The 26,620-nt window shown below is 71.2% G+C and carries 24 protein-coding genes; 10 read left to right on the plus strand and 14 right to left on the minus strand.

Translation table 11 applies throughout. The features are described from left to right. Window positions 1-129: 129 nt before the first annotated feature. Together OG507_RS06530 and OG507_RS06535 are read right to left on the minus strand one after the other, a co-directional pair. Window positions 130-1,548 carry a HEAT repeat domain-containing protein gene (locus OG507_RS06530; RefSeq protein ID WP_327366187.1) on the minus strand — a complete coding sequence of 473 codons (1,419 nt, stop codon included), beginning with the start codon at window positions 1,546-1,548 and terminating at the stop codon, window positions 130-132. 219 nt (window positions 1,549-1,767) lie between these two features. Beyond that, complete coding sequence (locus OG507_RS06535; RefSeq protein WP_327366188.1) at window positions 1,768-2,160, minus strand: ankyrin repeat domain-containing protein; 393 nt, start codon at window positions 2,158-2,160, stop codon at window positions 1,768-1,770. A gap of 286 nt (window positions 2,161-2,446) precedes the next feature. Here OG507_RS06535 and OG507_RS06540 point away from each other — a divergent pair, with 286 nt between their 5' ends. Together OG507_RS06540 and OG507_RS06545 are read left to right on the plus strand one after the other, a co-directional pair. Continuing rightward, window positions 2,447-2,641 carry a hypothetical protein gene (locus OG507_RS06540; protein WP_030968886.1) on the plus strand — a complete coding sequence of 65 codons (195 nt, stop codon included), beginning with the start codon at window positions 2,447-2,449 and terminating at the stop codon, window positions 2,639-2,641. A gap of 37 nt (window positions 2,642-2,678) precedes the next feature. Next, window positions 2,679-4,280: an ATP-binding protein gene (locus tag OG507_RS06545; RefSeq protein ID WP_327366189.1), complete on the plus strand. Its 1,602-nt coding sequence runs from the start codon at window positions 2,679-2,681 to the stop codon at window positions 4,278-4,280. 54 nt (window positions 4,281-4,334) lie between these two features. Here the strand turns inward: OG507_RS06545 and OG507_RS06550 are convergent, their stop codons facing one another. Then, on the minus strand, window positions 4,335-5,834 hold the full coding sequence (locus OG507_RS06550; RefSeq protein ID WP_327366190.1) for an SCO1417 family MocR-like transcription factor: 1,500 nt from the start codon (window positions 5,832-5,834) through the stop codon (window positions 4,335-4,337). Window positions 5,835-5,936: 102 nt separating this feature from the next. Between OG507_RS06550 and yczE the strand changes: the two genes are divergently transcribed. The 4 genes from yczE to OG507_RS06570 all read left to right on the plus strand — a co-directional run bounded on the left by yczE (window position 5,937) and on the right by OG507_RS06570 (window position 9,489). Then, a complete protein-coding gene (yczE, locus tag OG507_RS06555) occupies window positions 5,937-6,659 on the plus strand; it encodes a membrane protein YczE (RefSeq protein ID WP_327366191.1) in 723 nt (240 codons plus the stop codon). After that, a complete protein-coding gene (locus tag OG507_RS06560) occupies window positions 6,656-7,420 on the plus strand; it encodes a glycerophosphodiester phosphodiesterase (RefSeq protein ID WP_327366192.1) in 765 nt (254 codons plus the stop codon). The genes yczE and OG507_RS06560 overlap by 4 nt, the downstream gene beginning before the upstream one ends. Window positions 7,421-7,466: 46 nt before the next feature. After that, entirely contained in the window at window positions 7,467-8,840 is a 1,374-nt protein-coding gene (locus OG507_RS06565; RefSeq protein ID WP_327366193.1) for an MFS transporter, read from the plus strand. Between the two features lie 274 nt (window positions 8,841-9,114). Further along, complete coding sequence (locus OG507_RS06570; protein WP_007262928.1) at window positions 9,115-9,489, plus strand: RNA polymerase-binding protein RbpA; 375 nt, start codon at window positions 9,115-9,117, stop codon at window positions 9,487-9,489. A 147-nt stretch (window positions 9,490-9,636) separates the two neighbouring features. Here the strand turns inward: OG507_RS06570 and fxsA are convergent, their stop codons facing one another. The 4 genes from fxsA to OG507_RS06590 all read right to left on the minus strand — a co-directional run bounded on the left by fxsA (window position 9,637) and on the right by OG507_RS06590 (window position 13,764). After that, window positions 9,637-10,227 carry an FxsA family membrane protein gene (fxsA, locus tag OG507_RS06575; RefSeq protein WP_327366194.1) on the minus strand — a complete coding sequence of 197 codons (591 nt, stop codon included), beginning with the start codon at window positions 10,225-10,227 and terminating at the stop codon, window positions 9,637-9,639. Between the two features lie 86 nt (window positions 10,228-10,313). Further along, entirely contained in the window at window positions 10,314-11,081 is a 768-nt protein-coding gene (locus tag OG507_RS06580; RefSeq protein WP_327366195.1) for a polyprenol monophosphomannose synthase, read from the minus strand. 549 nt (window positions 11,082-11,630) lie between these two features. After that, the gene (locus tag OG507_RS06585; protein WP_327366196.1) at window positions 11,631-13,277 is read right to left on the minus strand and encodes an amidohydrolase; all 1,647 of its coding nucleotides are present in this window, start codon (window positions 13,275-13,277) and stop codon (window positions 11,631-11,633) included. A gap of 46 nt (window positions 13,278-13,323) precedes the next feature. Continuing rightward, complete coding sequence (locus OG507_RS06590; protein WP_024493538.1) at window positions 13,324-13,764, minus strand: Lrp/AsnC family transcriptional regulator; 441 nt, start codon at window positions 13,762-13,764, stop codon at window positions 13,324-13,326. Between the two features lie 203 nt (window positions 13,765-13,967). On the opposite strand from OG507_RS06590, the gene OG507_RS06595 reads away from it, so the two are divergent. Beyond that, complete coding sequence (locus OG507_RS06595) at window positions 13,968-14,366, plus strand: hypothetical protein (RefSeq protein WP_327366198.1); 399 nt, start codon at window positions 13,968-13,970, stop codon at window positions 14,364-14,366. 397 nt (window positions 14,367-14,763) lie between these two features. Here the strand turns inward: OG507_RS06595 and OG507_RS06600 are convergent, their stop codons facing one another. Further along, the gene (locus OG507_RS06600; protein ID WP_327366200.1) at window positions 14,764-15,936 is read right to left on the minus strand and encodes an acyl-CoA dehydrogenase family protein; all 1,173 of its coding nucleotides are present in this window, start codon (window positions 15,934-15,936) and stop codon (window positions 14,764-14,766) included. 375 nt (window positions 15,937-16,311) lie between these two features. Between OG507_RS06600 and OG507_RS06605 the strand changes: the two genes are divergently transcribed. Beyond that, window positions 16,312-17,586, plus strand: a complete 1,275-nt coding sequence (locus OG507_RS06605) for a glycoside hydrolase family 18 protein (protein WP_327366201.1) — start codon at window positions 16,312-16,314, stop codon at window positions 17,584-17,586. 188 nt (window positions 17,587-17,774) lie between these two features. On the opposite strand, the gene OG507_RS06610 is transcribed toward OG507_RS06605, so the two are convergent. Both OG507_RS06610 and OG507_RS06615 read right to left on the minus strand, forming a co-directional pair. Then, complete coding sequence (locus OG507_RS06610; protein ID WP_327366202.1) at window positions 17,775-17,936, minus strand: SCO1431 family membrane protein; 162 nt, start codon at window positions 17,934-17,936, stop codon at window positions 17,775-17,777. Window positions 17,937-18,052: 116 nt separating this feature from the next. Next, window positions 18,053-19,420 carry a peptidase C39 family protein gene (locus tag OG507_RS06615; protein ID WP_327366203.1) on the minus strand — a complete coding sequence of 456 codons (1,368 nt, stop codon included), beginning with the start codon at window positions 19,418-19,420 and terminating at the stop codon, window positions 18,053-18,055. A gap of 175 nt (window positions 19,421-19,595) precedes the next feature. Here OG507_RS06615 and OG507_RS06620 point away from each other — a divergent pair, with 175 nt between their 5' ends. Together OG507_RS06620 and OG507_RS06625 are read left to right on the plus strand one after the other, a co-directional pair. After that, entirely contained in the window at window positions 19,596-20,225 is a 630-nt protein-coding gene (locus OG507_RS06620; RefSeq protein ID WP_327366204.1) for a uridine kinase family protein, read from the plus strand. A 360-nt stretch (window positions 20,226-20,585) separates the two neighbouring features. Further along, window positions 20,586-22,499 carry an AAA family ATPase gene (locus OG507_RS06625; RefSeq protein ID WP_327366205.1) on the plus strand — a complete coding sequence of 638 codons (1,914 nt, stop codon included), beginning with the start codon at window positions 20,586-20,588 and terminating at the stop codon, window positions 22,497-22,499. 64 nt (window positions 22,500-22,563) lie between these two features. Here OG507_RS06625 and OG507_RS06630 read toward each other — a convergent pair whose 3' ends face one another. From OG507_RS06630 to hisG, 4 genes are all read right to left on the minus strand, one after another. Continuing rightward, entirely contained in the window at window positions 22,564-23,661 is a 1,098-nt protein-coding gene (locus OG507_RS06630) for a hemolysin family protein (RefSeq protein WP_327366206.1), read from the minus strand. Then, the gene (locus OG507_RS06635) at window positions 23,658-25,028 is read right to left on the minus strand and encodes a hemolysin family protein (protein WP_327366207.1); all 1,371 of its coding nucleotides are present in this window, start codon (window positions 25,026-25,028) and stop codon (window positions 23,658-23,660) included. Before OG507_RS06635 ends, OG507_RS06630 begins: the two co-directional genes overlap by 4 nt. A gap of 186 nt (window positions 25,029-25,214) precedes the next feature. Then, entirely contained in the window at window positions 25,215-25,673 is a 459-nt protein-coding gene (locus OG507_RS06640) for a PH domain-containing protein (protein ID WP_327366208.1), read from the minus strand. Window positions 25,674-25,708: 35 nt separating this feature from the next. Continuing rightward, window positions 25,709-26,557 (minus strand): ATP phosphoribosyltransferase, encoded by an 849-nt coding sequence (gene hisG / locus OG507_RS06645; RefSeq protein ID WP_327366209.1) that lies wholly within the window; start codon window positions 26,555-26,557, stop codon window positions 25,709-25,711. Window positions 26,558-26,620 lie beyond the last annotated feature (63 nt).

Here is a 26,620-nt window from a genome sequence, read left to right on the forward strand (position 1 = left end):
GCAGGCCGCAGGCGCCGTTTCGCCCCCATTCACGCCGCGCGCCCGCCGCTCCGCTCGGCCGTTCGCGCCGCGCCATTCCCTCGTTCACGCCGCGCGCGCCCCCGACGCGCGCCGCTGTGCGGACTGCGATCAGACCGCGGGGGCGTCTGGCCCGATCCTGCTGCGTACCGCTGTCTGCACCTCGGCCTCCTCGGCCGGGTCCGCGGCGAGTCGGCGCAGTCGCTCGGCGACCCTGATGTCACCGGTCTCGGCGTGGCGTGCGGCGACCTCGCGGGTGGTCTCCTCGCAGTCCCACAGGCATTCGACGGCGAATCCGGTGGCGAAGGAGGGGTCGGTCGCGGCCAGTGCGCGGGCCGCTCGGCCGCGCAGGTGCGAGGAGGACGTCTCCCGGTAGACATGGCGCAGGACGGGGGCGGCGCAGGCGATGCCGAGGCGGCCCGTGCCGTCGACGAGGGTCCACAGGCGTGGTGCGTCCGGCCCTTCGCCGCGCACGGCGTCGCGGAGTGCGCCGAGAACCAGTGGGGTGTCCTGGGCGCCGCCCCGGCAGGCGAGCACACCGGCCGCGGAGGCGCCGAGCGCGTCGGGCCGTCGGGCCCAGCGCCTGGCCCGCTCGACCGCCGCGTCGCCGCACATCCGCTCGAAGGCGGCGACGGCCGCTTCGGCGACGGTGCGCGAGGCGCTGACCGCGGCGATCTCGATGAGGTCGAGCACGGCCGGGTCCCTGGCCTCGGCCAGGTAGTGCAGGGCGGCGCCGCGTGCGCCCTCGGGGCCGCTGCGGGCGGCTTCGATGATCGTGGACCGGTCCTCGGGGCCCGCGACGGCGGTGAGGCAGCGGGCGGCCGGTACATGCAGGACACTGCCGCGTTCGAGCCCCTGCTGGGCCCAGTCGAAGACGGCCTGGACGCTCCAGCCGGGGCGGGGGCCGCCGGGGCGCATCTGCCGCTGCCAGCGGTCGAAGGAGCCCTGTTCCGAGGCGGCCCTGACCCTGGCGCCGACCTCTTCGCGCGGGTCGTCCGCCCAGAGCCGCCAGGGGCGGGGTTCGTAGGCGTCCCGAACGGCGGCCGCCAGCTCGGCAGCACCCTCCTCGGTGGCCGGGAACCGGCCGAGCACGGGTACGGCGAGGGCGCGGAGCCCCGCGTCGTCGTCACGCAGGGCGAGCTCGTCGAGCGCCCAGGCCCAGTTGGCTCCGGTCGCGGCGTACCGCCGCAGCAGGGCCAGGGCGTCGTCCCGTCCGTACGAGGCGAGGTGGCCGAGCACGGCGAGGGCCAGCCCGGTGCGTGAGTCGTCGGTGTCGAGGTGGTCCTCTGGATCGCACAGGTGGCGTTCGATCTCTTCGATGCCGCCGTCGAGGTCGAGGTACAGGCGTGCGTAGTAGAGCGAGCGGTTCTCCACCTGCCAGTCGTGACGCGGATCGCTCAGGACACAGTGGTTGAGAGCCGCCAGGGCCTCGGGGCGTGGTGCGGCGAGCGCGTGGAGCGTGCCGTCGCCGCGGCCCCTCTGCAGCAGGCCGAGCAGGGTGCCGCTCGGCGCTATGAACGGATCAAACATGGAAAAAGCCTCACATCAAGCTGTCGACGCAACCGGGACTGTGCAGTTCCAAGTGCCGGGTGGGGCACTACGCCGCGCAGCAACATGATCGGCCGACCGCCGTCTTCTGCTTGGTGTAGACCATCTTCCTCTGCCTCTCATCGGTGGCCCGGAACGGGCCCGCGACGTCATGATGACCCAGCCATTTCGCCACCGCGACCACATTTACGGCGTACCCGGTCAGCGGGAGCCGAAGAGTTCCAGCAGGTCGGCCTTGCCGAACATGCGCGCGGTGTCCAGTGCGGAGGGTGTTCCGGCCGCCGGGTCGGCCCCCGCGGCGAGCAGTGCCTCGATCACCGCGTCCTCGCCCTTGAAGACGGCTCCGGCCAGCGGCGTCTGCCCGCGGTCGTTGGCCCGGTCCGGGTCGGCGCCACGGCCGGCGAGGGCGGTAACCGCAGCGGCGTGCCCGTGGTACGCGGCGAGCATCAGCAGCGAATCACCCCGGTCGTTGGTGAGGTTCGCGGGGACGCCCGCGTCGACATAGGCGGCGAGCGTTTCGGTCTCACCGCGGCGAGCCAGGTCGAAGACCTTCGTCGCCAGCTCCACCACCTCGGGATCGGGTGTTTCGCTCATCGGACAAACCGCCTTCCATTAACCGGTTTCACCGCTGTCGACCTGCCGGGCCGTACGCCGTCGGGGCCGTACGAGTGAATCGACAGGGTACTGCCGAACCACACACATCACCCTGCCCACCCGCGGCAGAAGATCACGTCTGGTGACGACGGTCACCGGCGCCACCCGTCGACCGGTCAAGTGAAAATAACGACTTTTCACCCGAATGCAGCTTTTATCGTATAGATACTTCCGGTGAACCTGGAAGGACTCATGGTGACTGTCCCCTCAACCAGGAGAACCTCTCATGATCCTGTCCATGTCAGGCGTAGTCATCCTCGGCGTCATCGTCTTCCTGTTCTTCAGGAAGGACGGCCTCAAGGCATCGCACGCCCTCGTCACCGCCCTGTTCGGCTTCTATCTGGCGGGCACCGCCATCGCACCGAGCATCACCGCGGGCGGTGCGAGTCTCGCCGGTCTCCTGGGCGGGATCAAATTCTGACCCTGCGCGACCACTCCCACCCCTTCAGGAGGCCGACGTGGCCCGGCGACCACTCCCCCGCATTCTGAGCAGCGGCAGCGCGTCGATCACTCGCAGTCGCGAGCTCGTGCGCACGGCCGCCGAGAACGCCACCGACATCCTCCATCCGCTGATAACGATCACCCGTGGTCTGCGGCTGCTGGCCGGAGCGGGACGGCAGAAGTGGGCCGCGACGCCCAAGGACAAGCGTGGTCCGGCGCTTTTCTGCGCCGCGGCATGCGTCTTCGTGGTCGCGCTCATCCCGTACGGGTCTGTGCTCGCCCTGGTCACGGTGATGGGTGCGGCCGCATGGAAGGGGCGGGAGCGGACCCCCGTGAGGACCGGCCCCGGCGAGGCGGAGACCCGACGGCTGCGGTCCCTGTACGAGGCGCTCGTGCCGTACTTCTCCGTGGCCGACGACCCCAGTCCGCTGTTCGCCCACGGCGGCGAGTGGGACAAGGTCTTCAGCGGTTACGAGTTCGACGGCAACGGGCGCCTGACACGTCTCCACGTGGCGTACCCCGCCTACTTCACCGACAGCGAGGCCGATTCCCGCAACCGGATCGAGCAGCTGCTGCACGCCAAGTCGGGCCGCGGACGCGAATACCGCTTCACCTGGGACGAGGAGGGCAACCAACTCGTGATGAGCGTGCTCGAAGCGCTGCCCACCTCGATCGGGGCCCAGCGCTTCGTCACCGCTCCCGGCGAGACCGTGCTGGGTTTCACCGACGGCGAAGCGGTGCAGCGCACCGTCCCCGTGAGCGACGGCGACGCGACCCGTGACGCGCCCCCGGTCGTCTGGCGGACCGGCGCCCGCTCCACCGAGCCGCATCTGCTGATCGTCGGCCAGCCCGGCAGCGGCACCACCACTCTGCTGCGCTCCATCGCCCTCCAGGCGCTCCAGCACGGCGACATCCTGATCGTCGAGGGCAGTGGAAGCGGCGAGTACGCCTGCCTGGCCGGGCGCGACGGCGTACTGGCCGTGGAGTGCGGCCTGGCCGGTGCGCTGGCGACCCTGGAGTGGGCGGCGCACGAGACGGAGCGACGGCTGATCGCGGCGAACCGGGCCCGGCAGGCCGGCCACCCCGCCCCCGACGACATCAAGCGCCCGCTCTGGATGCTGCTGGACCGGCCCGGCGCCTTCGGCCCGCTGGCGGCCGCCGACGGCAAGCCCGATCCCCAGGAGCTGCTCCAGGTGCCGCTGCGGCACGGCAGGGCGGCCAACGTCACCGTGGTCACGACCGATCAGTTCGACAGCCTGGACACCCTCTCCGAGACGGTACGGACCCACACCAGGGCCCGGGTCGTGCTCGGCGACTGTTCCCGCGAACAGATCGAGTCGGTGCTCGGCACGGAGCCGCACACCACTCCGGCACCGGACGTCCCGCCCGGCCGGGGGTACGCGCGACTCGGTACCGGTCCCGTGGTGCGGCTCCAGGTCCCGGCCACGCCCGATCCGTACGACGAGGCGACCAGCGAGGCGCAGCGGCAGGCGGTCCTCGGCCTGCTCCCGGGGCGGCAGACCCCGGCCGAGGGGACCGCACCGGCCGTCCCGGACCCAGCACGGCCGCGCCCCCTGACCGCGGCCGTGTCCGCCGAGGGCGTGGCGGCCGGGGACTGAAGGGTGCGGGGGCGACGGACCGGCCGCTTCGTCACCCCCGCATCGCGTCGCCGGTCAGGCGACGAACGTCCGCGGTGCCTCCGCCCCCGCACCCGCCCCCGAACCCACCAGCTGCGCCGCCGCCGCGAGCCGTACCGCCGCCTCGTCCGCGACCGGCCCCGCGACCGTGAACGGCAGCCGTACGTACCCCTCGAAGGCGCCGTCGACACCGAACCGGGGCCCGGAGGGAACGCGTACACCGACCCGCTCCCCCGCCACCGCGAGCCGGGATCCGGACAGGCCACCGGTGCGCACCCACAGGGTCAGCCCGCCGCGCGGGACGGCGAACTCCCAGTCCGGCAGCTCCCGGCGGACCGCGGCGACGAGCGAATCCCGGTTGTCCCGTGCCTGTTCGCGCCGGACCTGCACGGCCTGCTCCCAGCCGCCGGTGCGCATCAGCCAGTTGACGGCGAGCTGCTCAAGGACGGGCGTCCCCATGTCGGCGTAGGCGCGGGCGGCAACCAGGCTGCGGATCACATCGGGGGCGGCGCGCACCCAGCCGATCCGCATGCCGGCCCAGAAGGCCTTGCTCGCCGATCCGACCGTGATCACGGTGGAGCCCGCCGGGTCGAAGGCGCAGACCCGGCGCGGCATCTTCACGTCGTCGTCGAGGCACAGCTCGTTCATGGTCTCGTCGACGACCAGGACCGTGCCGGCGGAGCGGGCGGCGTCCACCAGCTCGCGCCGCCGGTCCTCGTCGGCCAGCGCGCCGGTGGGGTTGTGGAAGTCGGCGACGACGTAGGCGAGCCGCGGCGCCGCGTCCCGCAGCACCTGGCGCCAGCGGTTCATGTCCCAGCCGCCGAGCCCTTCCTCCATCGCCACCGGCACCAGCCGGGCGCCGGCCTCCCGCATCAGCTGCAGGATGTTGGCGTAGCTCGGGGACTCCACCGCGATCCGCTCGCCGCGGCCCGCGAACAGGTGGCAGATCGCGTCGATCGCACCCATCGCCCCGGTGGTGACCATGATCTGTTCGGGCATGGTCGCGATGCCACGCGCGGTGTAGCGGTCGGCGATCATCTGGCGCAGCGCGGGCAGTCCTGCCGGGTAGTCGCCATGGGTGTGGGCGTACGGTGCCAGCTCCTCCAGGGCGCCCTGGACGGCCCGGGTCAGCCAGGGTTCGGGGGCGGGCAGCGAGGCGCAGCCCAGGTCGATCATCGAACCGAGCGACTCGGGGGGAAGCGGCTCCAGGCCGCGTGCGGGCAGCGGATTGCCCGCGGGCACGGCGGTCCAGCTGCCGGCGCCCCGGCGGGACTCCAGGAACCCCTCGGTGCGCAGCGCCTCGTACGCGGCGGCGACGGTGGTGCGGCTGACGGACAGGGCGAGCGCCAGCTCCCGCTCGGCGGGCAGCCGGGCGGCCACCGGCACCCGGCCTTCGAGGACGAGCAGCCGGACCCCGTCGGCCAGCGCACGGTAGGCGGGCGGCTTGCGGGCACCCGGTCCGGCGGGCCGGGGCTGTTGGGCATGGAGCTGCCGGGCGAGCTGGGCCGCACCGACTGCCGAAGTCCACTGCGCCATAAAAATCAGTCCACCTTCCTCGGATTGGCCATAGTTGGCGACCAATCCCCTGCCACAGAGTGACACGCGCCAGTCCACTACCACCACATCAGGGGGCACCTCTTGTCCATCACCCCCGTCCCTCGCGGGGCGCACCTCACCCGACGGCTGCTTCAGCTGTACGTCGGCCTGGCGCTGTACGGGGCGAGTTCGGCGCTCCTGGTCCGCGCCGGACTCGGTCTCGAACCGTGGGGAGTGCTGCATCAGGGACTCGCGGAGCGCACCGGGCTGTCCATAGGAGTCGTGTCGATCATCGTCGGCGCCGCCGTTCTGCTGCTGTGGATACCGATCAGGCAGCGTCCCGGTCTCGGCACCGTCTCCAATGTCTTCGCCATCGGCATCGCCATGGACGGCACGCTCGCGGTCGTGCCGGATGTGCACGGCCTCACCGCGCGGATCGCCGTGATGGTCGCCGGTGTCGTGGTCAACGGGGTGGCGACGGGGCTCTACATAGCGGCGCGGTTCGGCCCGGGACCGCGCGACGGGCTGATGACCGGTCTGCATCTGCGGACCGGGCGCTCCATCCGGCTCGTGCGCACGCTGATCGAGGTGGCGGTCGTGGTGACCGGCTTCGTGCTCGGCGGCTCGCTCGGCGCGGGCACGGTGCTCTACGCCCTGGCCATCGGCCCGCTCGCCCAGTTCTTCCTGCGCTTCTTCGCGGTCGACGGGAAGCCGGCCCGGGAGTCCGCCGGGTCCGGTGACGAGGAGTCCGTCGCGCCCGCGACGGACAGCGGCGACACCGCCGTCACCACCCGGACACCGGGGCAGGCCATACTTCCGCGGTGACTTCCGTACGCCACCCCTATCTGGACCATCCCGCGACGATCCCCTTCGCCCATCGGGGCGGTGCCGCGGACGGGATCGAGAACACCTCGGCCGCGTTCCGCCGGGCCGCCGACGCCGGGTACCGCTACTTCGAGACCGATGTGCACACCACGGCGGACGGCCGTCTGGTGGCCTTCCACGACGCCACTTTGGACCGGGTGACCGATGCCCGGGGCAAGATAGCCGAGCTTTCGTGGAACGAGGTGCGCCGGGCCAGGGTGGCGGGCCGGGAGCCGCTGCCACTGTTCGAGGAGCTGCTGGAGACGTTTCCCGAGGCCCGCTGGAACGTCGACATCAAGACCGAGTCCGCCCTAATCCCGCTGGTCGAGCTGATCCGCCGGACGGACGCCTGGGACCGGGTGTGCGTCGGCTCGTTCTCGGAGACCCGGGTCGCCAGGGCGCACCGTCTCGCGGGATCCCGGCTCGCCACCTCCTACGGCGTCCGGGGCGTGCTGGGTCTGCGGCTGCGCTCGTACGGCATTCCGGCGGCGCTGCGGGCCGGAGCGGTGTGCGCACAGGTGCCGGAGAGCCAGAACGGCGTCCGGGTGGTCGACCGCCGCTTCGTGCGCGAGGCGCACGCACGCGGACTCCAGGTGCATGTCTGGACGGTGAACGAACCCGAGCGGATGGCGGCGCTCCTCGACCTCGGTGTGGATGGCATCATGACCGATCACATCGAGACGCTGCGCACGGTGCTGAGCGAGCGGGGGGCCTGGGCCTGACTCCGGTCGTGCCAGGTCTCCACGGGGAGGACGAGGGGGGTGCGGGTTGAGCGCCGAGACCGCGGACACCGCTGAGCCGACGGGACTCACGACGGGTTCCGCCGACGCCGCGAGCCGCAGACGTGAACAACGCGGCTGGTATTTCTACGACTTCGCCTGCTCGGTCTACTCGACGAGCGTTCTGACGGTGTTCCTCGGCCCGTATCTGACCTCGGTCGCCAAGGCGGCCGCGGACGCTGACGGTTTCGTGCACCCGCTCGGCATACCGGTGCGCGCCGGGTCGCTCTTCGCCTACGCGGTCTCCGTGTCCGTCGTGGTCGCGGTGATCGTGATGCCGGTCGTGGGCGCCGCCGCGGACCGTACGGGACGCAAGAAGCCGCTGCTGGCGGCCGCGGCCTATGTGGGGGCCACCGCGACCACCGGCATGTTCTTCCTGGACGGCCACCGCTATCTGCTGGGCGCGTTCCTGCTGATCGTGGCGAACGCCTCGATCTCGGTGTCGATGGTGCTCTACAACGCCTATCTGCCGCAGATCGCCGGACCGGACGAGCGGGACGCGGTCTCCTCGCGCGGCTGGGCGTTCGGATACACCTCGGGTGCCTTCGTCCTCGTCCTGAATCTGGTCCTTTACACCGGCCATGACTCGTTCGGCCTCTCCGAGTCCGATGCCGTGCGGATCTGTCTCGCGTCGGCCGGCGTCTGGTGGGGCGCCTTCACCCTCGTACCGCTGCGCAGGCTGCGCGACCGGCGGGTGGCGCCGGGCGGCGAGGGTGCCGTCGGATCGGGGTGGCGGCAGCTGATGGCCACTCTGCGCGACATGCGCCGCCATCCGCTGACGCTCTCCTTCCTGCTGGCGTACCTGGTCTACAACGACGGCGTGCAGACGGTGATCTCCCAGGCCTCGGTGTACGGCTCCGAGGAGCTGGGACTCGACCAGACGACGCTGATCACGGCCGTGCTGCTGGTGCAGGTGCTCGCGGTGGCAGGAGCACTGGGAATGGGCCGGCTGGCGCGGGTGTACGGCGCGAAGCGCACGATCCTCGGCTCGCTCGTCATCTGGACACTGATTCTCGTCGCCGGTTATTTCCTGCCCGCCCACACGCCGGTCTTCTTCTATGTGCTGGCCTCGGCGATCGGTCTGGTGCTCGGCGGCAGCCAGGCGCTGTCGCGCTCGCTCTTCTCGCATCTGGTGCCGCGCGGCAAGGAGGCGGAGTACTTCTCCGCGTACGAGATGAGCGACCGAGGGCTGAGCTGGCTGGGGCCACTGGTGTTCGGGCTCGCGTATCAGCTGACCGGGAGCTACAGGGATGCGATCATCTCGTTGGTGATCTTCTTCGCCGTCGGTTCCGTGCTGCTCGCGAGGGTGCCCGTGCGGCAGGCTGTGGCGGCTGCGGGGAATCCCGTTCCCGAACGGATTTAGACGTTGAAGTGAAAGGCCGGTAGTGTACGCCTTTGGCCTGCCCGGAGGACCGTTACTGCGAGCGGAAGAAGCCAAACCGTTGGGTGACAACTTCTGCCAAATGTGACAAACCGGGCATGGGCGGGTACTTGGACCATGGGAAACCTGAAAAAGCAGCGGCACGACGGGCGACGCATGACCGGCAACGGGAATCTTTGCCGCCGACCGGACGTTGACCGGATGACGACGACAGCGACACCTGTCCTGTGGGCGACAAGCCCGGGAGGCACGATTCATGAGTGAGCGAGCTCTCCGCGGCACGCGACTCGTGGTTACCAGCTACGAGACGGACCGCGGCATCGATCTGGCCCCGCGCCAGGCGGTGGAGTACGCATGCCAGAACGGACATCGATTTGAGATGCCGTTCTCGGTAGAGGCGGAAATTCCGCCGGAGTGGGAGTGCAAGGCGTGCGGCGCCATGGCACTCCTGGTGGACGGGGATGGCCCCGAGGAGAAGAAGGGCAAGCCTGCGCGTACGCACTGGGACATGCTCATGGAGCGGCGCACACGCGAGGAGCTGGAGGAGGTGCTGGCCGAGAGGCTGGCGGTTCTGCGCTCCGGAGCCATGAACATCGCCGTGCATCCGCGGGACAGCAGGAAGTCTGCCTGACCGCGTAACACCGCCATACGACAGAGCCGCGGGCTGTGACACACACCGAGTGTGTGTCACAGCCCGCGGCTCTGTCGCGTCGCGGTCCGGCGTCAGAACCTCTCGGGTGACCCCCGTCCGCCCGATCAGAGGTCACCCGACAGGCTTTCAGGGAGTCAGTGGTGGCCGGGGGCCCTCGTCGGGGCGGGAGTCCGGCTGCGTGCCGTCCTGACGGATGACCTCACCCTGCACGATCTTTCCATCCGGCCGGTGAATGCGCGCCTGATGGAAGGCGTCGGAGAGGCTGCCGGGGCCCGCGGCACGCATCCGGCGCTCCAGCGACCGCTCCGCGTACCGGCCGAGCGTCGAACGGACCGGCGGCACCAGCAGTACGAGCCCCGCCACGTCCGAGATGATCCCGGGGATCATCAGCAGCAGCCCGGACAGCATCAGGAAGCCATTGCCCCTGCTGCCCGTGGGGGCGGCCTGCGGAGCGGCGGCGGCGCCGGGCTGCCCCGGCATCTGCTGAAGCGTCTCGGTGAGGTTGCGAAAGGCCCGGCGGCCGGCCCGCTTCATCACCGCGGCGCCCAGCACGATCCCCGCCATCAGGAGCAGCAGCACGGTGAACCCGCCCGCCGCGTCGGCCACGACGGTGAGCAGCCAGATCTCCAGCACCGCCCATGCGGCGACGGCGAGGGGAACGAGGGTACGGGCGCGTGAGCGCCTGGGGGCGGTCGGGGGCGGTGTGCCGGTCGTCATGGTCCCCAGTGTGCCCGTACGGGCGCCCGAACGGCATACGGGGGTGATCATGGGCGGCGGCCCGGCGCCCGCCGCCCCTCGGTGGATCAGGTCGCCTTGCGGCCGAGGACCCGGTTCGTACGGGAGGTGACGCCCCAGGAGGTGACCCGCCAGAGCGCCTCGACCAGGATGTCGCGGCTCATCTTCGAATCGCCGATCTCACGGTCCACGAAGGTGATCGGGACCTCGACGACGTGGTATCCGGCGTCGACGGCGCGGCGGGCCAGGTCGACCTGGAAGCAGTAGCCCTGCGAGGCGACCTGGTCGAGGCCGATGCCGTCCAGGGTCTCGGCGCGAAAGGCCCGGTAGCCGCCCGTGACGTCCCTGGTCCGCAGCCCGAGGAGGAGCCGGGAGTAGGTGCTGCCGCCGCGGGAGATCATCTCGCGGGACTTGGGCCAGTTGACCACCCGCCCGCCCGGCACCCAGCGGGAGCCGAGCACCAGGTCGGCGCCCTTGAGCGCGGTGAGCAGCCGGGGCAGCTCCTCGGGCTGGTGGGAGCCGTCGGCGTCCATCTCGACGAGCACGCCGTAGCCGTGCTCGATGCCCCAGCGGAAGCCCGCGAGATAGGCCGCGCCCAGCCCTTCCTTGCCCTTGCGGTGCAGCACCTGGACCTGGTCGTCGGCAGAGGCGAGCTCGTCGGCGATCTTGCCGGTGCCGTCGGGGCTGTTGTCGTCGGCGACCAGGATGTCGGCTTCCGGCACAGCGGCGCGCACCCGGCTGACGATCGGCTTGATGTTCTCGGCCTCGTTGTAGGTCGGAATGATCACCAAGGTTCTGCCGAGCGGGCCGTACCGCCTCTGACCGCCGTCGTTCACTTACTGCCCCTTAAGTCCGTACGCAGGTGCACACCATATCCAGCGGGCGGGGGCCCGATGCCGACGCGGTCGGACGGGTACGGGCAACGCCGCGGACAGAAGGAGGGAAGTACGGACAGACCCCCTGACGGGAATCGTCGGGAACTGCGGTGGGGGCCCAGCGCCCTTCGGGCCGACCCGGGACCCGCTGGCTGCGGATCGACCTAGAGCCGTTGTCTACTGAACGTCCGGGCCCCTCCCGGGTCGCACCTACCGTCCGGCTGAAACCTCCCCTCGCCCCCGAGGCGCGGACGCTGAACCTGGCTGCCAGTGGTGGTGCGCCGGTGCGGCGCACCACCCCATGACCCAGCGGCGTTCGACGACTGCGTGGAGGTTTAACCGGTCGGACGTCCTGTGGTGGACTCGGCCGAACCTACCGGCCGGTGGGAGCGTTCTGTCAATAGCCGCCTGACCTGCGATTTTCCCGGATCTTGCCTGGTCAGTAGCGAAGATCCGCAGGTCGCGGCGGAGCGGGGACGTCTTCGATCGGCGGTACGAAATGTCCGGACGTCACTCGTTCGGCCTTACGTAGACAGTTTGTCCGAAGACCACGGTGCTCAGGCAGACCGGGAGCTCCGCGCCCGGGGTGAGATCGGGCAGGCCGGGCGTTCCCGACCTCGGGTCGGTCGACCAGCGGGCGACCCGGTCGTCAGGGGCCTGGACCACCAGGTCAGCGGTACGCCAGATCGCGTAGTCGGCCGGGGCGCCGGGCACCAGGATCCCCGCGTCGTCGCGGCCGACGGCCCGCCAGCCGCCCCTGGTGTGGGCGGTGAAGCCGGCTCGTACGGAGATCCGGTGCTCGGGCGTGCGGTGGAAAGCGGCGGCCCGTACGGTCCCCCAGGGGTCCAGCGGGGTCACCGGGCTGTCCGAGCCGAAGGCCAGGGGCACACCTGCCCTCAGGAGCGCCGCGTACGGGTTGAGGGTCCTGGCCCGCTCGACCCCGAGCCGCTGCGCGTACATGCCCTCCTCGCCGCCCCAGGCGGCATCGAAGGCGGGCTGCACGGAGGCGGTCAGCCCCAGCTCGGCGAAGGCCGCGACGGTCTCGGGGGTGAGCATCTCCGCGTGCTCGATACGGTGCCGGGCGGCCCTGATCCGGGCCAGGCCGAGCCTCTCGGAGGCGGCCCGGACACCTTCGACCACGGCGGAGACCGCGGCGTCGCCGATGGCGTGGAAGCCGGCCTGCAGCCCGGCCTCGGTGCAGGCGGCGACATGGGCGGCGATCCGTGCCGCGTCCAGGTGGGCGGTGCCCGTGTGCCCGGCCGGGCCGTCCGCGTAGGGCTCGTGCAGGCAGGCGGTGTGCGAGCCGAGGGAGCCGTCGACGAACAGGTCACCGGCCGCGCCGATCGCGCCGAGTTCGCGGATCCGGCGGGCGTCCTTCTCGTCGGCGACCTGCTCGGCCCAGTAGCCGAAGACCCGCGGTCCGCTCTCCTGCGCGGCGAGCTTCAGCAGGGCGGTGAAGTCCTCCTCGTCGGAGATGTCGGGGCCGCCGCACTCGTGGACGGTGCCGATGCCGAGCGACGCGGCGTGGCGCAGGGCGGCGCGCTGGGCGGCAACGCGCTGCTGCGGCGAGACGGCGTTGTGCGCGGCGGAACGCACCGCGTGGTGGGCGGCGCCGGTCAGCGGGGCGTCGGGGTGGTAGCCGGCCAGTGCGCTGACGCCGGGGACCAGGTCGAGGAGGGCGGTGGTGACGACCGCGGAGTGCACATCGACCCGGGGCAGGTAGACCGGCCGTCCGCCCGCCGCCGCGTCGAGCTCGCCGCGCGACGGCGGGCGCTGCTCGGGCCAGCGCGAGGCGTCCCAGCCGTGGCCGAGGACGACCCTGTCCGCGGGGTGCGCCGCCACGTACGCGCGCAGCAGACCGAGCGCCTCGTCGAGCGTCCCGGCCCCGGAGAGGTCGAGGCCGGTGAGGGCCAGACCGGTCGATGTGGTGTGCACATGGGCGTCGGTGAACGCGGGGGTGACCAGCGCACCGTCGAGGTCGATCACTTCGTCGACGCCGCTCGCGAAGGCGTCGGCGGCCCCTTCCGAGCCCACCCAGGCGACATGGCCGCGTTCGACGACCATGGCGGTGGCGAAGGGGTCGGCGGGGCTGTGGACGTCTCCACCGCGCAGCAGCACGGTGCGGTGGTCGCTCTGGGGGGCGGTGCTCTCGGTCATGGGACCAGTCTCGCGCCTGCCCGGACCCGCCCGTTCCGCGGCCCCCTCAGATCTGCGGGGGCCGGGCCTCGTACGGCGTGGAGAGTACGACGGTGGTCCGGGTGGAGACACCGGCCAGCGAACGGATCCGGGTGAGCAGGTGCTCCAGCTCCAGCGGGGTCGCGACCCGCACCTTGAGGATGTAGTTCTCGTCGCCCGCGACGCTGTGGCACGCCTCCAGCTCGGGGACGCCCGCGAGGCGCTCCGCGATGTCGTCCGGCGCGCTCGGATCGAAGGGTTTCACCGAGATGAAAGCGGTGAGGGGCAGGCCGACGGCCTCGGGGTCGACGACCGCGGCATAGCCCCGGATCACCCCGCGCTGCTCCAGCCTGCGGACACGCTGATGAACCGCCGATGTGGACAGGCCCGTGGCCTTGCCCAGGTCGGTGTAGCTCATCCGCCCGTCCTTGACGAGCAGCTCCACGATCTGTCGGTCCAGCTCCTCCATACGGATCAACCTATTGCCCCGGGTCCCTCCAGGCACAGCGGTGAGAGCCCAGTAAGGGCACCTGCGGCGGGCATGTGACGAATGCCACAGGTTTACGGGTGGGTAGGCGTCCACCTCGGGGTTGAGGTCGATGCGCGACGGGAAGTGCTTGCTGTGGTCGAGGCCGTGGCGCCTTGTCGGCCCACCTGAGGGGGGAATTTCCCATGCAGAGCCTGAAACTCACCGGACGTACCGAACCGGAGCCCGTTGATCCGGTCGAGGACACCGTTTCCGACGCGTACGACATGTTCGAGATGTACCGGGTGATCTGCCCGGACTGCGCGCAGCCGATCGCGCTGCTGGCGGACGAGGACGTGCTGCCGGAGCACGCGCTGTGCCCGACTCCGTGGAACCCGTTCGTCCTGACGGTCTGCGCCGGTACGGGCCGCGCGGTGGCCGGGGCTCGGCCCGCGGACGAGTCGCTCGACCCGCAGGAGCAGGAGACGGCGCTGCTGCTGACGCTCCCTCAGGGGCTCGACTGGCGAATGCAGCCGTTCTCGCACGCCGGTGGTCCCGGCTCGCGCCCGCTGCGGGTGCCGCAGATGCGGCGCGAGGCCGCCTGAGGCCCCTCCCGCGCACCCGCACTCGGCGGCCCGGACGTGTCCGGGCCCGTCCGGGGACCCGGCGAACGGGCTCTCGAATCGGCCGGGTAGTTACCGGGGCCCACCCGGCGCCGTTGGCCAGGCATGACCCTGCTGCAATCAACGGCCGGTCCCGGTCGACGCCGTCTCACCGCTCCGACCGCCGAAGAATCGGTTCCGCAGCCCGGTTCGCAGCCGGTGCCGCAGCCCGTGCCGCCCCGTTCGACGCCGCGATCGGTGCCGCACTCCACCGATCCGCCCATCTACCGGGCCCTGCTTCGTCATTGGGAGAGCACCGGACGGACCCTGCCGGGCCGCCATGACCAGGAGTGGAACCGGATCATGACGACGCCCGTGTGGTCGGACCGGCCGCTGCGGGTCAGCGCGTCTCAGGACCCGCGAGGTGGCGCGCGATGACCATGCGCTGGATCTGATTGGTGCCTTCGACGATCTGCAGCACCTTGGCCTCGCGCATCAGCCGCTCGACGGGGAAGTCGAGGGTGTAGCCGTACCCGCCGAGCACCTGGACGGCGTCGACCGTCACCCGCATGGCCGCGTCCGTGCAGAACAGCTTCGCCATGGCCGCCTGGCGCGAGAAGGGCCGGCCCTCGTCGCGCAGCCGGGCCGCCTCCAGGTAGAGCGCCCGGCCCGCCTCGATCTGGGTGGCCATGTCGGCGAGCATGAAGCGCAGGCCCTGGAAGTCCGCGATGGGGCGGCCGAACTGCTGCCGCCCGGTGGCGTAGGCGACTGCCTCGCTCAGGGCGGCCTGGGCGACGCCGATCGCGCAGGCGGCGATGCCCAGGCGTCCGGAGTCCAGTGCGGACAGGGCGATCGCGAAGCCCTGGCCCTCCTCGCCGATCCGGCGGGCGTCGGCGACCCGTACGCCGTCGAAGTTCAGCTGGGCGGTGGGCGAGCCCTTCATGCCCATCTTCTTCTCGGGGGCAGCCGCGTTCAGCCCCTCGGCGTCGCCGGGGACCAGGAAGGCGGTGATGCCCCGGGCGCCCTCGGCTCCGGTGCGGGCCAGGACCGTGTAGAAGTCGGCGATGCCGCCGTGGGTGATCCATGACTTGGTGCCGGTGATGACCCAGTCCTCGCCGTCCCGTACGGCCTTCGTACGCAGTGAGGCGGCATCGGAGCCCGCGGCGGGCTCGGAGAGGCAGTAGGCGCCCAGCAGGCCCCCTCCCAGCATCGCGGGGAGGTGCGCGGCCTGCTGCTCCTTGGTGCCGTATCCGGCGAGCGCGTGGCAAGCGAGGGAGTGGACACTGACGCCGAGGCCGACGGTGAGCCGGGCCGCCGCGAGTTCTTCGAGGACCTGGAGGTAGACCTCGTACGGCTGGTCGCCGCCACCGTAGGCGGAGTCGTAGGGCAGTCCGAGCAGTCCCGACTCGGAGAGCAGGGTGAAGACTTCGCGCGGGAACCGGCCGGCGTCCTCCTCCTCGGCGGCCCGCGGTGCGATCTCTCGCTGGGCGATGTCGCGGACGAGCGCGACGAGTTGCCTGGATTCCTCGGTGGGCAGACGGCGTTCCACCATGTGCGGGGCACGGTCGGTCATGACGGCGCTCTCCTCCCTGTCGGGCGTTGCGACGGTCGCGCGCGCGGGGTGTGGGCGGCGCCGCCGGGGGGTTCCGGGCACGGCCCGGAGAAGCACAGAATGCCCAGCCCCTGCCCGCCTCCCGGATTACGAGAGTCGCTGGCCAGCGGCTGTGGCGGCTTGAGTATGCCCGATCGGACGATATCCGTCACGGGGTGACGGAGCGACTCGGCGGCGGGCGGGACGGTCACCGTAATTGGTCCGAACCATTGACCCAACTGGTCTAGTCCATCTACGGTTTCACCCGGACCGGCCCTTCCGCGTTCATGCCAAGTCCACGGGATGGCCGGCAGCACTCCCCCCACTCACACGTTCCCTCCCCCACGAGGAGACAAGATGTTCGGACAGCACCGTCCCCGCGCCCGTTTCCGGGCGCTCGCCGCAGCCGCCTGTACCGTCGCCCTCGGCGCCACCCTGCTGGGTGCCGCGGGCACCGCATCGGCCGGCGCGGCCCCCACCACCACGCCGGAAGCGGCCCCCGGGGCCGACGCCGCCGCCCCCACAGCGGCCGGCGACAAGGTGGTCGGGTATTTCGCCGACTGGGGTGTCTACCAGCGGAATTACCACGTCAAGAACATCGAGACCTCGGGCTCCGCCGACAGGCTCACGCACATCAACTACGCCTTCGGCAATGTCACCGGCGGCAAGTGCGCGATCGGTGACGCCTACGCCGACTACGACAAGGCGTACACGGCCGACCAGTCGGTCGACGGTGTGGCGGACACCTGGGACCAGCCGCTGCGCGGCAGCTTCAACCAGCTGCGCAAGCTGAAGAAGCTGCACCCGGACCTCAAGGTCATCTGGTCGTTCGGCGGCTGGACCTGGTCCGGCGGCTTCGGTGAGGCCGCGCAGAACCCGGCCGCGTTCGCCGAGTCCTGCTACAACCTGGTGGAGGACCCCCGCTGGGCCGATGTCTTCGACGGCATCGACATCGACTGGGAGTACCCCAACGCCTGCGGTCTGACCTGCGACACCAGCGGACGGAACGCCTACGGCAACCTGCTGGCCGCGCTGCGCGCCAAGTTCGGCGCGAACAACCTGGTCACCTCGGCGATCACCGCCGACGGCTCCGCGGGCGGCAAGCTCGACGCCGTCGACTACGGCGCCGCCTCGCAGTATGTCGACTGGTACAACCCGATGACGTACGACTTCTTCGGCGCCTGGGACGCGCAGGGGCCGACCGCCCCGCACTCCCCGCTGACCTCCTACAGCGGCATCCCGAAGGAGGGCTTCACCAGCGAGGCCGCCATCAACAAGCTGAAGGCGCAGGGCGTTCCCGCGTCGAAGCTGCTGCTCGGCATCGGCTTCTACGGCCGCGGCTGGAGCGGCGTCACGCAGGACGCGCCCGGCGGCACCGCCACCGGGGCGGCCCCCGGCACGTACGAGGCGGGCATCGAGGACTACAAGGTCCTCAAGAACAGCTGCCCCGCGACCGGCACCGTCGCCGGCACGGCGTACGCGCACTGCGGCACCAACTGGTGGAGCTACGACACCCCGGCCACCATCGCCACCAAGATGAACTACAAGAACCAGCAGGGTCTCGGTGGCACCTTCTTCTGGGAACTCAGCGGCGACACCACCGACGGCGAGCTGATCAAGGCGATCAACTAGCCACTGGACAAAGGGCGGGGCGGACGGCCGATCGGCCGTCCGCCCCGTTTCGTGCGTGACGACATTCGGTGTCAGCAGGCTGTGCGCGCATCATTGCGCCCGAACCACCCACCCGTACGGGGAAGTTCGCGGTCTGCCGCTCCTGACCCGGCCTTCCCGGCCCCTCTGAGCCCGCCGGGGCCGGTGTCTCACATGAGGCCGGCCTGGGTCACGAACATGGCGATCACCACGACGAGTGTCCAGCCGAGCACGGTCTCCAGGACCTTCGGTCCGTCCTTGGGGCCGCCGGTCCGCGCGCGAAGGCGGGCGGTGGCAGGCGTGGTGGCGGTTTCGGCAGCAGTCGCGGTCATGGCATCTCGCTAGGTCGGCCGGCAGTGGGTGTCCCCCGAGGACCAAACCACAGTGCCACCACAACGGGCCCCCGGGGTAGAGACGTCCGTCACTGCCCCGGGGGAGCCCCCGCCCGTCAGCGCACGCCGACGGCGGCCAGAGCCCGCCTCTGGGCGGGCGTCGGGTGCGCCGGGAAGTACAGGTAGCAGACGCCGCCTGTGCCGGAAGCCACATTGCCGCTCGCGTTGCGGCGCTTGGTGCGGAGCCAGATCGTCTCCCACTCCTGGCGCTTGTAGACTCGGCGTACGGCCGCGTCGCTCGGCGAGGCCGGGTCGTTCGCGATCACGTCGCCGTCCGCGGTGAACCCGATCACGGTCATCAGGTGGCCGGAGGTCCCGTACCCGGCGCCGGTCAGTTCCTCCTTGAGGAAGGACTGCGACGTTATGGCCGGGATGCCCGCCCGGATCAGCGTCTCCAGGTCCGTGAGCGAGCTCAGCCGGGTCACCACCGCGCTCATGTCGTCGTACGTCGCGGCGTACGCGGCGTTGAACGGCCAGTTGCCGCAGCCCTCGTACTGGTAGTCGTACGTGAACCGGGCGGCGTGGCAGACCTGCGGGTCGGCCAGGCCGGGCTTCACCCAGGCCAGGTCCTCGGCCGTGGGCGTGCGCCCCCAGTACTCGATGATCATCTGCGAGGAGGTGGGGCTGCACCAGGCCTCGCCGCCGTTGTCGTACTCCGGGTACTGGCCCGCGTGCACGCTCTGCGAGTAGCGCGGCACCGGCAGCTCGCGGGCGAGGCCGGGCGTGCTGGCGGGCACGGTGAAGCGGTCGGGGATGTCGGACGCCATCGCGCCGAGCCGCCAGACAATGGGCGTGAGACGGGTGCCCGGGGTGCGGTGGAGGGTGAGCCGCAGCCGGTAGGAGACCAGCCGCAGCCCGCTCGCCGCGTCGTCCACGGAGAAGGTGTCGGTCCAGATGGAGCTCTTGCCGTCGGTCTGGTCGTCGACGGAGGTACGGCGGATGTCGCCGTCGCCCGCGGCCCAGCGGCCCATCACGTACCAGGGCGTGTCGGTGGCGTCCGAGTAGCGGCCCTGCATTTCGATCTGGATCCAGGTACCGGCCGGGGTGTGCGCGTTCCAGGAGGCGATCACCTCGGTCGCCGGGACCGAGGACCGGTGGCGGGGCGACGTCCAGGTCGCGTACTCCCAGGTGGCGGTGGTGCCGGTGTGCGGATCGGTGTAATCGGTGCACCCCTGGGCGTGGCCGATCACCAGTCCGGGCCGGCGGCCCACGACGGCGCGCGTACCGGCGCCGTAGCCGCAGCGCCAGTCGGTGTACGTGTGCCAGAAGTGGTTGTCCACGAGGGAGGCGGCCGCCGGGGCATGGGGCGCGGCTGCGGTGGGAACGGCTGCGGTCGCGGTGCCGGTGGACGACACCGTGCCTGCGGTGGCCGCTGCCGCGAGTGCGGCGGTGAGCACGGTTCTGCGCGAGGTCGGTCGGTTCATGGGCGAGACCCCCGGTCGTAAGCGGAATGGGGCTGCGGGTGCACGACAGTGCGCCAACTATTGCGGGTCGCAACCGGATTCGGCCAGCGATTCCGGCCGCGTCCATAAAGCAATATTGGTCTGGTCCACTGGCGTGACCTGCGATTGCTTCGGCTCGGCTCGTAGGCTGGGGCGCATGAACGACCTCTCGCTCCTCGCCGCGCGGCTGCGCACCCTGGCGCCGTCCTGCGGACCGGTGCGGCTGATCGCCGTCGACGGGCACGCCGGATCGGGGAAGAGCACCTTCGCGTCCCGTCTCGCGGCCGCGCTCGATGGCGCCCCCGTGCTGCACCTCGACGATCTGGCCACCCATGAGTCCTTCTTCACCTGGGTGGAGCGGCTGGGCGAGCAGGTGATCGGACCGCTGTCGCGCGGCGAGTGCGCGCGCTACGCGCCGTACGACTGGACCGCGCGGACGTTCGCGGCGCCGCGTGGCCTGGAGCCCGCGCCGGTCGTCCTGATCGAGGGGGTCGGGGCGGGGCGCAGGGCGCTGCGGCCCCATCTGGCGCGGCTGTTGTGGATGGATCTCGCTGCCGCCGAGTCCTGGGAGCGGGGCCACCGTCGGGACGGACCGGCGCTTTCGGCCTTCTGGGACGAGTGGACGGCGGCCGAGGCGGAGCACTTCTCGGCCGATCCCTCGCGCCCCCACGCGGACGCTCTGGTACGGCAGTTGCCTGTGGGGTACGAGTTGCTGGAGAGGCCTCGCGCGGCAGCAGGAGCGAACCGTTCCGTCACGGAAAGTAAGCTCTCCGCGCCGCCGTGCTGAGTGGTGAGAAATCGGCCTGGAAGTACCTCAACTCTGCTTGACCCGAGTGCGGCACAGGTCTTACGTTCTCAATGTGCGGCTTTTCGGAGCCCTCGCGGACGCGAAGCCCCCGGTTGTTCCCCCGTGATCGGGGGCTTCGTTCTGCTCTCGCACCCTCGTTCCCACGCCCGTTCGGCAGATTCCGCTCACCCTCGGTCACGGTCTCCCTTCGGCCTGCGGCGCTCTTAGTCGCACACTCCCTGCGCAGGTACGATGCCTCTCGGTGCGGTCAATTCCCGTCCGTGGCACAGTGATTCGGCGCGCCTCGGCGGGCAGGTCGTGCGGCGGGACATCCTGGGGGCACGGTTTGTGGGGGACCAGATGGACATCGGCACGCAGGGCACACAGGCCCCGGCCGACCTCGCCTGGCTGCGCGGCGTGGACGCCTACACGATGGGCGCCTACCCCCAGGCCGAGGAGGAGTTCCGGGCTGCGGTACGGATCGATCCCGGCATGGCGGACGGCTGGCTCGGCCTCCATGCCCTGAGGGTCGACACCACGACGGCACTGCTGCGCATGTACCGCCATCGTGAACGCTTCGGCGAACAGCGCACCCGCCATCGGCGCACGCTCAACTCCTGGTACTGGCTGGGCTGGTGGGTGCAGCCGGTGCTGGAGAGCCCGCGCGATCTGCTTCTCGCGCACGCCTCGCACTGGCTGGACGGGCGCCATGTCCCCGAGCTGGACCGCGCGCTGGCCGGTCTGCCGCCGGTGGACGCGGACCCGCAGGTGCGCTTCCTGCACGCCTGCCGCTCCTATCTGGTCAAGGACTGGGAGCAGCTCGTACGCAATACCGAGCAGCTGATCGACGATCCGATGCTCGGCATCGAGGCGGGTCTGTTCGGCGGGATGGCCCGGGTGCGGCTGGAGATGTACGGACAGGCCGAGCCACTGCTCTCCGCCGCGCTGATGCGCTGCCGCAGCGAACAGCCGCAGCGCAAGGAGCTGCGCTACTGGCTGGCCCGCGCACACGAGGGCACCGGCCGCAGCGCGGCCGCCCTGCCGCTGTACCGAGCGGTGCACCGGATCGACCCGGCGTTCATGGACACCTCGGCGCGTCTCGCCGCGATCGCGGACTACGACGGGCTCGAAGGCACCGACGAGGCCGCCGGTCTCACCGCCGTCTCGCTGGCCGGGTTCGGCGCGGACGCCGTGTCGGAGGCGCAGCCGGACGGGGATTCGCTGCTGGGGACCGATCTGGTGGACGGCCGGGAGCTGCGGCCGGGCAGCGAGATCCCCGGCTTCGCGGGCATCGGGGTGCCTCCGCCGACCGACGGGGCGCGGCGCAAGACAGCGGTGCCCGGCCAGCCGGCGGCGCCGTTCCCGGCCGGGCCCAGCGATCCGGTGCTGCTCGCCGAGGCGCTGGCGGAGCTGGAGCGGATGGTCGGCCTGGAGCCGGTCAAACGCCAGGTCAAGGCGTTGTCGGCGCAGCTGAACATGGCGCGGCTGCGGGCCGGCCAGGGGCTTCCCGTGCAGCCGCCGAAACGCCATTTCGTCTTCTCGGGCCCCTCCGGCACCGGCAAGACGACGGTCGCCCGCATCCTGGGCCGGGTCTTCTACGCGCTCGGTCTGCTCGGCGGGGACCATCTCGTCGAGGCCCAACGGGCGGATCTGGTGGGCGAGTTCCTCGGCCAGACCGCCGTCAAGGCCAATGAGCTGATCGATTCGGCGCTCGGCGGGGTGCTCTTCGTCGACGAGGCGTACAGCCTCTCCAACACGGGATACAGCAAGGGTGACGCGTACGGGGACGAGGCCCTGCAGGTCCTCCTCAAGCGCGCGGAGGACAACCGGGACCATCTCGTCGTCATCCTCGCGGGCTATCCGGAGGGCATGGACCGGCTGCTGGCCACCAATCCGGGGCTCTCCTCGCGCTTCACCACCCGGGTGGACTTCCCGAGCTACCGGCCCCTGGAACTCACCTCGATCGGGGAGGTGCTGGCCGCGGAGAACGGCGATGCGTGGGACGAGGAGTCCCTGGAGGAGCTGCGTTCGATCAGCGGTCACGTCGTCGACCAGGGCTGGATCGACGAGCTGGGCAACGGGCGGTTCCTGCGCACGCTGTACGAGAAGAGCTGCGCCTACCGCGATCTGCGGCTCTCCGGCTATGCCGCCGTGCCGAGCCGGGACGATCTGGCCACGCTGCGGCTGCCGGATCTGATGCAGGCGTACGGCGAGGTGCTGTCCGGCCGGGGGCCGGTGGACCGGGGGCCGCAGGAGCCTCCCGGGATGCTGTGAACGGCCCCGGGGCGCCGAGCCGCCGGAGGGCCGATACGGCACCCTCCGGCGCTCGGGAGCACCGTCAGCGGACCAGCGCGGTGAGTTCGCCGGTGCCGGTCGTCGTGTCCGCCGCCCGGCGCTGCACGGAGACCCGGTGGGCCGGGTCGCGCACCTCACCGACCAGCATCTCCAGGACGTCCTCCATGGCGACCAGGCCGAGGACCCGGCCCGATGCGTCGGCGACCTGCGCCAGATGCGTCGCCGCGCGGCGCATCACGGTCAGGGCGTCGTCCAGGGGCAGCTCGGCCCGTACGGTCGCCATCGGGCGCCACACGTGCTGGGGGACGGCCCGCTCGCCGTCCTCCAGGTCCAGGACGTCCTTGACGTGCAGATAACCCATGAACGGGCCGCCGCCCTCCGCGCACACGGGAAAGCGCGAGTAGCCGGTCCGTACGGTCAGCTCCTCGATCCGGTGCGGGGTGACGGAGGGGTCCACCGTCACCAGGGAGGCCCGGCTGAGCAGCACATCGGTGACGGGCCTGCTGCCCAGCTCCAGGGCGTCCTCGAGCCGCTCCTGCGCCTCCGGTTCCAGCAGTCCGGCCTGGCCGGAGTCCTCGACGAGCCGGTTGAGCTGCTCGCTGGTGAAGACGGCCTCCACCTCGTCCTTCGGTTCGACGCCGAAGAGCCTCAGGACCAGCCGGGCGCAGGCGCCCAGCGCGGTGGTGACCGGACGGCAGATGCGGGCGAAGCCGACGAGGCCGGGGCTGAGCCACAGCGCGGTCCTCTCCGGCGCCGCCATCGCGAGGTTCTTCGGGACCATCTCGCCGATGACGAGATGGAGGAAGACCACGAAGACGAGCGCCAGGACGTAGCCCAGCGGGTGGATCAGGCCCTCGGGCAGATGGACCGCCTCGAAGACCGGCTCCAGCAGATGGGCGACGGTCGGTTCGGCGACGGCGCCGAGGGTCAGCGAGCAGACGGTGATGCCGAACTGGGCGGCGGCCATCATCTGCGGCAGGTTCTCCAGGCCGTACAGCACCTGGCGGGCCCGGCCCGACCCGGCCGCCGCGAGGGGTTCGACCTGGCTGCGCCGTACGGAGACGAGGGCGAACTCGGCCCCGACGAAGAAGCCGTTCGCCAGCACGAGGAGCGCGGCGAAGAGCAGCTGTACCAGGCTCATCGCACGGCCTCCAGGGCGTCCCGGGTCATCGGCGCCCCGGTGCTGAGGTCGGTCACCCCGGTGGTGCGGACGAAGCGGACCTTCTCGGCGCGGTAGTGGCCGACCTGGCGGACGGAGATCCGCCAGCCGGGCAGCTCGGCCCGGTCGCCGGGGGCGGGGATGCGTCCCAGCAGATCGGCGACGAGTCCGGCCACCGTCTCGTACGGTCCGTCGGGTACGTCGAGCCCTATCCGGCGCAGGGTCAGGACCCGGCAGCTGCCCTCGACGTCCCAGGCCGGGCGGCCGTCCTCGGGGGCGGCGGGGGCCAGTTCGGGCCGGTCGGCGCCCTCGGCGTCGTGCTCGTCCCTGACCTCGCCGACGAGTTCCTCGATGATGTCCTCAAGGGTGACGACTCCGGCGGTGCCGCCGTACTCGTCGACGACGACGGCGATCGGCTGCTCGTTGCGCAGCCGCTGGAGCAGCTGTTCGACGGGCAGGGTCTCCGGCACCAGCAGCGGCGGTACGGCGATCCGGCCCGCCGTGGTGCGCAGCCGGTCCTGGGCGGGCACGGCGAGCGCGTCCTTGAGGTGGATCATGCCGACGACCTCGTCGATGCGCTCCCGGTAGACGGGGAAGCGGGAGAGGCCGGTGGCGCGGGTGAGGTTGAGGACGTCCTCCGCGGTCGCCGAGGTCTGCAGGGCACTGACCTTCACCCGTGGGGTCATGACGTGCTGGGCGGTGAGTCCGGCGAGCGACAGGGTCCGTACGAAGAGATCCGCGGTGTCCTGTTCGAGGGTGCCGGCCTCGGCGGAGTGCCGGGCCAGCGAGACCAGTTCGCCGGGGGTGCGGGCGGAGGCCAGCTCCTCGGTGGGTTCGACGCCCAGCAGCCGTACCAGCCGGTTGGCGACGGTGTTCAGCAGGCTGATCACCGGCCGCAGAGCGGCGGAGAAGCGATGCTGGGGACCGGCGACGAACCGGGCCACCTGGAGCGGCCGGGAGACCGCCCAGTTCTTGGGCACGAGTTCGCCGATCACCATCTGGACGGCGGAGGCCACCATCATCCCGATCACCACGTTGATGCCGGGTACGGCGCCGTCGGGCAGACCGGTCGCGGTGAGGGGGCGGTCCAGCAGCTGGGCGAGCGCCGGTTCGGCGAGCATGCCGACGACCAGTGAGGTGATGGTGATGCCCAGCTGGGTGCCGGAGAGCTGGAAGGAGAGTTCACGCAGGGCCTGGACGACGGTGCGGGCCCGCCGGTCGCCCTCCGCGGCGGCGCGCTCGGCGTCCGGCCGCTCCACCGTGACGAGCCCGAACTCGGCTGCCACGAAGAATCCGTTGGCGAGGATGAGAAGGAACGCTGCGCTCAGGAGCAGCAGGGGGGTGGTCATGCCGCCGCCTCCGGGGAAGGGGCGGCGCAGGTACTACCGGACGATCCGTCCATTGCTGGAGGGAGTCACTCCTTGGGTCGCAGGAAAGCCCCGCGGGTCTCATGGACCCTCTGGTGCGGGGCGGGGCGCACAGGGGCGCCGCCGTCCTCCAGAGTAATCAAGAAGAGGCCCTACGGGGCAGGGGGCTCAGCCGTTGTCCGTGCCGGTGCCGTGGTTCTCCGCGAGGGCGCGGAGCGTGCGGGCGTCGCGGATGGCCTGTGCCTTGCCGATTCCGGGCTGGATGCCGAGGGCGGGCATGCTGGTCCCGTCGCTCAGGTCGAGGAAGACCCAGGGGTCACCGGCGCGCAGGTTGACCCGGAGGATCTCCGCCCAGGACAGCCGGCGCGTCCGGGTGAGGTTGACCACGGTCACGCCTTCCTCGTTCGCGACGACCTTCGGGCGGCTGAGGAGTGCGAGCACGCCGAAGAACAGCAGCGCGGTGAAGACGAAGCTGGACCGCTCCCCCGCGCTCAGCTGTTCCAGGGTCAGGGCGATGACGGTGATGACGACGAACATCGCCGCCCCCACGCTCAGCAGGACCACCCGGGTTCGGGTCGGCCGGAACGTGATCGGGAGCGTGGGGAGTTCGGGCGCGGGGGCGGACATGGTGTTCTTCTGTCTTCCGGGTGGTCGCCCGGCCGTCAGAGGCGGCAGGCGTGGATGGCGGTGGTGAGGATGGCGCGGGCGCCGAGGTCGTACAGATCGTCCATGATCCGCTGTGCCTCGCGGGCGGCGACCATGGAACGGACGGCGACCCAGCCCTCGTGGTGCAGCGGGGAGATGGTCGGCGACTCCAGGCCCGGGGTGAGGGCGACCGCGCGCTCCAGGTGCTCGACGCGGCAGTCGTAGTCCATCATCACGTAACTGCGGGCGACCAGGACGCCCTGGAGGCGGCGGAGGAACTGCTGCACCTTGGGGTCGTCGTCCGGTGCGCCGGTGCGGCGGATGACGACGGCCTCGGACTTCATGATCGGCTCGCCGATGACTTCGAGACCCGCGTTGCGCATGCTGGTGCCGGTCTCCACCACGTCGGCGATGACCTGGGCGACACCCAGTTCGATGGCGGTCTCCACCGCGCCGTCGAGGTGGACGACGGAGGCGTTGACGCCGATGTCGGCGAGGTGCTTGGCGACGATGCCCTCGTAGGAGGTGGCGATCGTCTTGCCGTCGAAGTCCTGCGGGCCCTGGGCCGTGCCGGGCTTGGTGGCGTATCGGAAGGTGGAGCGGGCGAAGCCGAGCTGGAGGATCTCCTCGGAGTCGGCGCCGGAGTCCAGCAGCAGGTCGCGGCCGGTGATGCCGATGTCGAGGCGGCCGGAGCTGACGTAGATCGCGATGTCGCGCGGCCGCAGGTAGAAGAACTCGACCTCGTTCTCGGGGTCGACGAGGACGAGTTCCTTGGACTCCTTGCGCTGCTGATAGCCGGCCTCATGGAGCATCGCCATCGCAGGCCCGGAGAGTGAACCCTTGTTGGGGACGGCGATGCGCAGCATGAGGTCAGGTTTCCTTTGCGAGGAGGGAGTCTTGTGCGGACTTACGGAAATCAGGGGTGCGGA

It is taken from the genome of Streptomyces sp. NBC_01217, from assembly GCF_035994185.1.
Taxonomy (GTDB): domain Bacteria; phylum Actinomycetota; class Actinomycetes; order Streptomycetales; family Streptomycetaceae; genus Streptomyces.

Bases quoted from the DNA above. Each gene is read 5' to 3' on its own strand.
- OG507_RS06530 (WP_327366187.1), bottom strand. From the start codon at position 1,548: ATGTTTGATCCGTTCATAGCGCCGAGCGGCACCCTGCTCGGCCTGCTG.
- OG507_RS06535 (WP_327366188.1), bottom strand. From the start codon at position 2,160: ATGAGCGAAACACCCGATCCCGAGGTGGTGGAGCTGGCGACGAAGGTC.
- OG507_RS06540 (WP_030968886.1), top strand. From the start codon at position 2,447: ATGATCCTGTCCATGTCAGGCGTAGTCATCCTCGGCGTCATCGTCTTC.
- OG507_RS06550 (WP_327366190.1), bottom strand. From the start codon at position 5,834: ATGGCGCAGTGGACTTCGGCAGTCGGTGCGGCCCAGCTCGCCCGGCAG.
- OG507_RS06570 (WP_007262928.1), top strand. From the start codon at position 9,115: ATGAGTGAGCGAGCTCTCCGCGGCACGCGACTCGTGGTTACCAGCTAC.
- fxsA (WP_327366194.1), bottom strand. From the start codon at position 10,227: ATGACGACCGGCACACCGCCCCCGACCGCCCCCAGGCGCTCACGCGCC.
- OG507_RS06585 (WP_327366196.1), bottom strand. From the start codon at position 13,277: ATGACCGAGAGCACCGCCCCCCAGAGCGACCACCGCACCGTGCTGCTG.
- OG507_RS06590 (WP_024493538.1), bottom strand. From the start codon at position 13,764: ATGGAGGAGCTGGACCGACAGATCGTGGAGCTGCTCGTCAAGGACGGG.
- OG507_RS06595 (WP_327366198.1), top strand. From the start codon at position 13,968: ATGCAGAGCCTGAAACTCACCGGACGTACCGAACCGGAGCCCGTTGAT.
- OG507_RS06600 (WP_327366200.1), bottom strand. From the start codon at position 15,936: ATGACCGACCGTGCCCCGCACATGGTGGAACGCCGTCTGCCCACCGAG.
- OG507_RS06605 (WP_327366201.1), top strand. From the start codon at position 16,312: ATGTTCGGACAGCACCGTCCCCGCGCCCGTTTCCGGGCGCTCGCCGCA.
- OG507_RS06610 (WP_327366202.1), bottom strand. From the start codon at position 17,936: ATGACCGCGACTGCTGCCGAAACCGCCACCACGCCTGCCACCGCCCGC.
- OG507_RS06615 (WP_327366203.1), bottom strand. From the start codon at position 19,420: ATGAACCGACCGACCTCGCGCAGAACCGTGCTCACCGCCGCACTCGCG.
- OG507_RS06620 (WP_327366204.1), top strand. From the start codon at position 19,596: ATGAACGACCTCTCGCTCCTCGCCGCGCGGCTGCGCACCCTGGCGCCG.
- OG507_RS06625 (WP_327366205.1), top strand. From the start codon at position 20,586: ATGGACATCGGCACGCAGGGCACACAGGCCCCGGCCGACCTCGCCTGG.
- OG507_RS06630 (WP_327366206.1), bottom strand. From the start codon at position 23,661: ATGAGCCTGGTACAGCTGCTCTTCGCCGCGCTCCTCGTGCTGGCGAAC.
- OG507_RS06635 (WP_327366207.1), bottom strand. From the start codon at position 25,028: ATGACCACCCCCCTGCTGCTCCTGAGCGCAGCGTTCCTTCTCATCCTC.
- OG507_RS06640 (WP_327366208.1), bottom strand. From the start codon at position 25,673: ATGTCCGCCCCCGCGCCCGAACTCCCCACGCTCCCGATCACGTTCCGG.
- hisG (WP_327366209.1), bottom strand. From the start codon at position 26,557: ATGCTGCGCATCGCCGTCCCCAACAAGGGTTCACTCTCCGGGCCTGCG.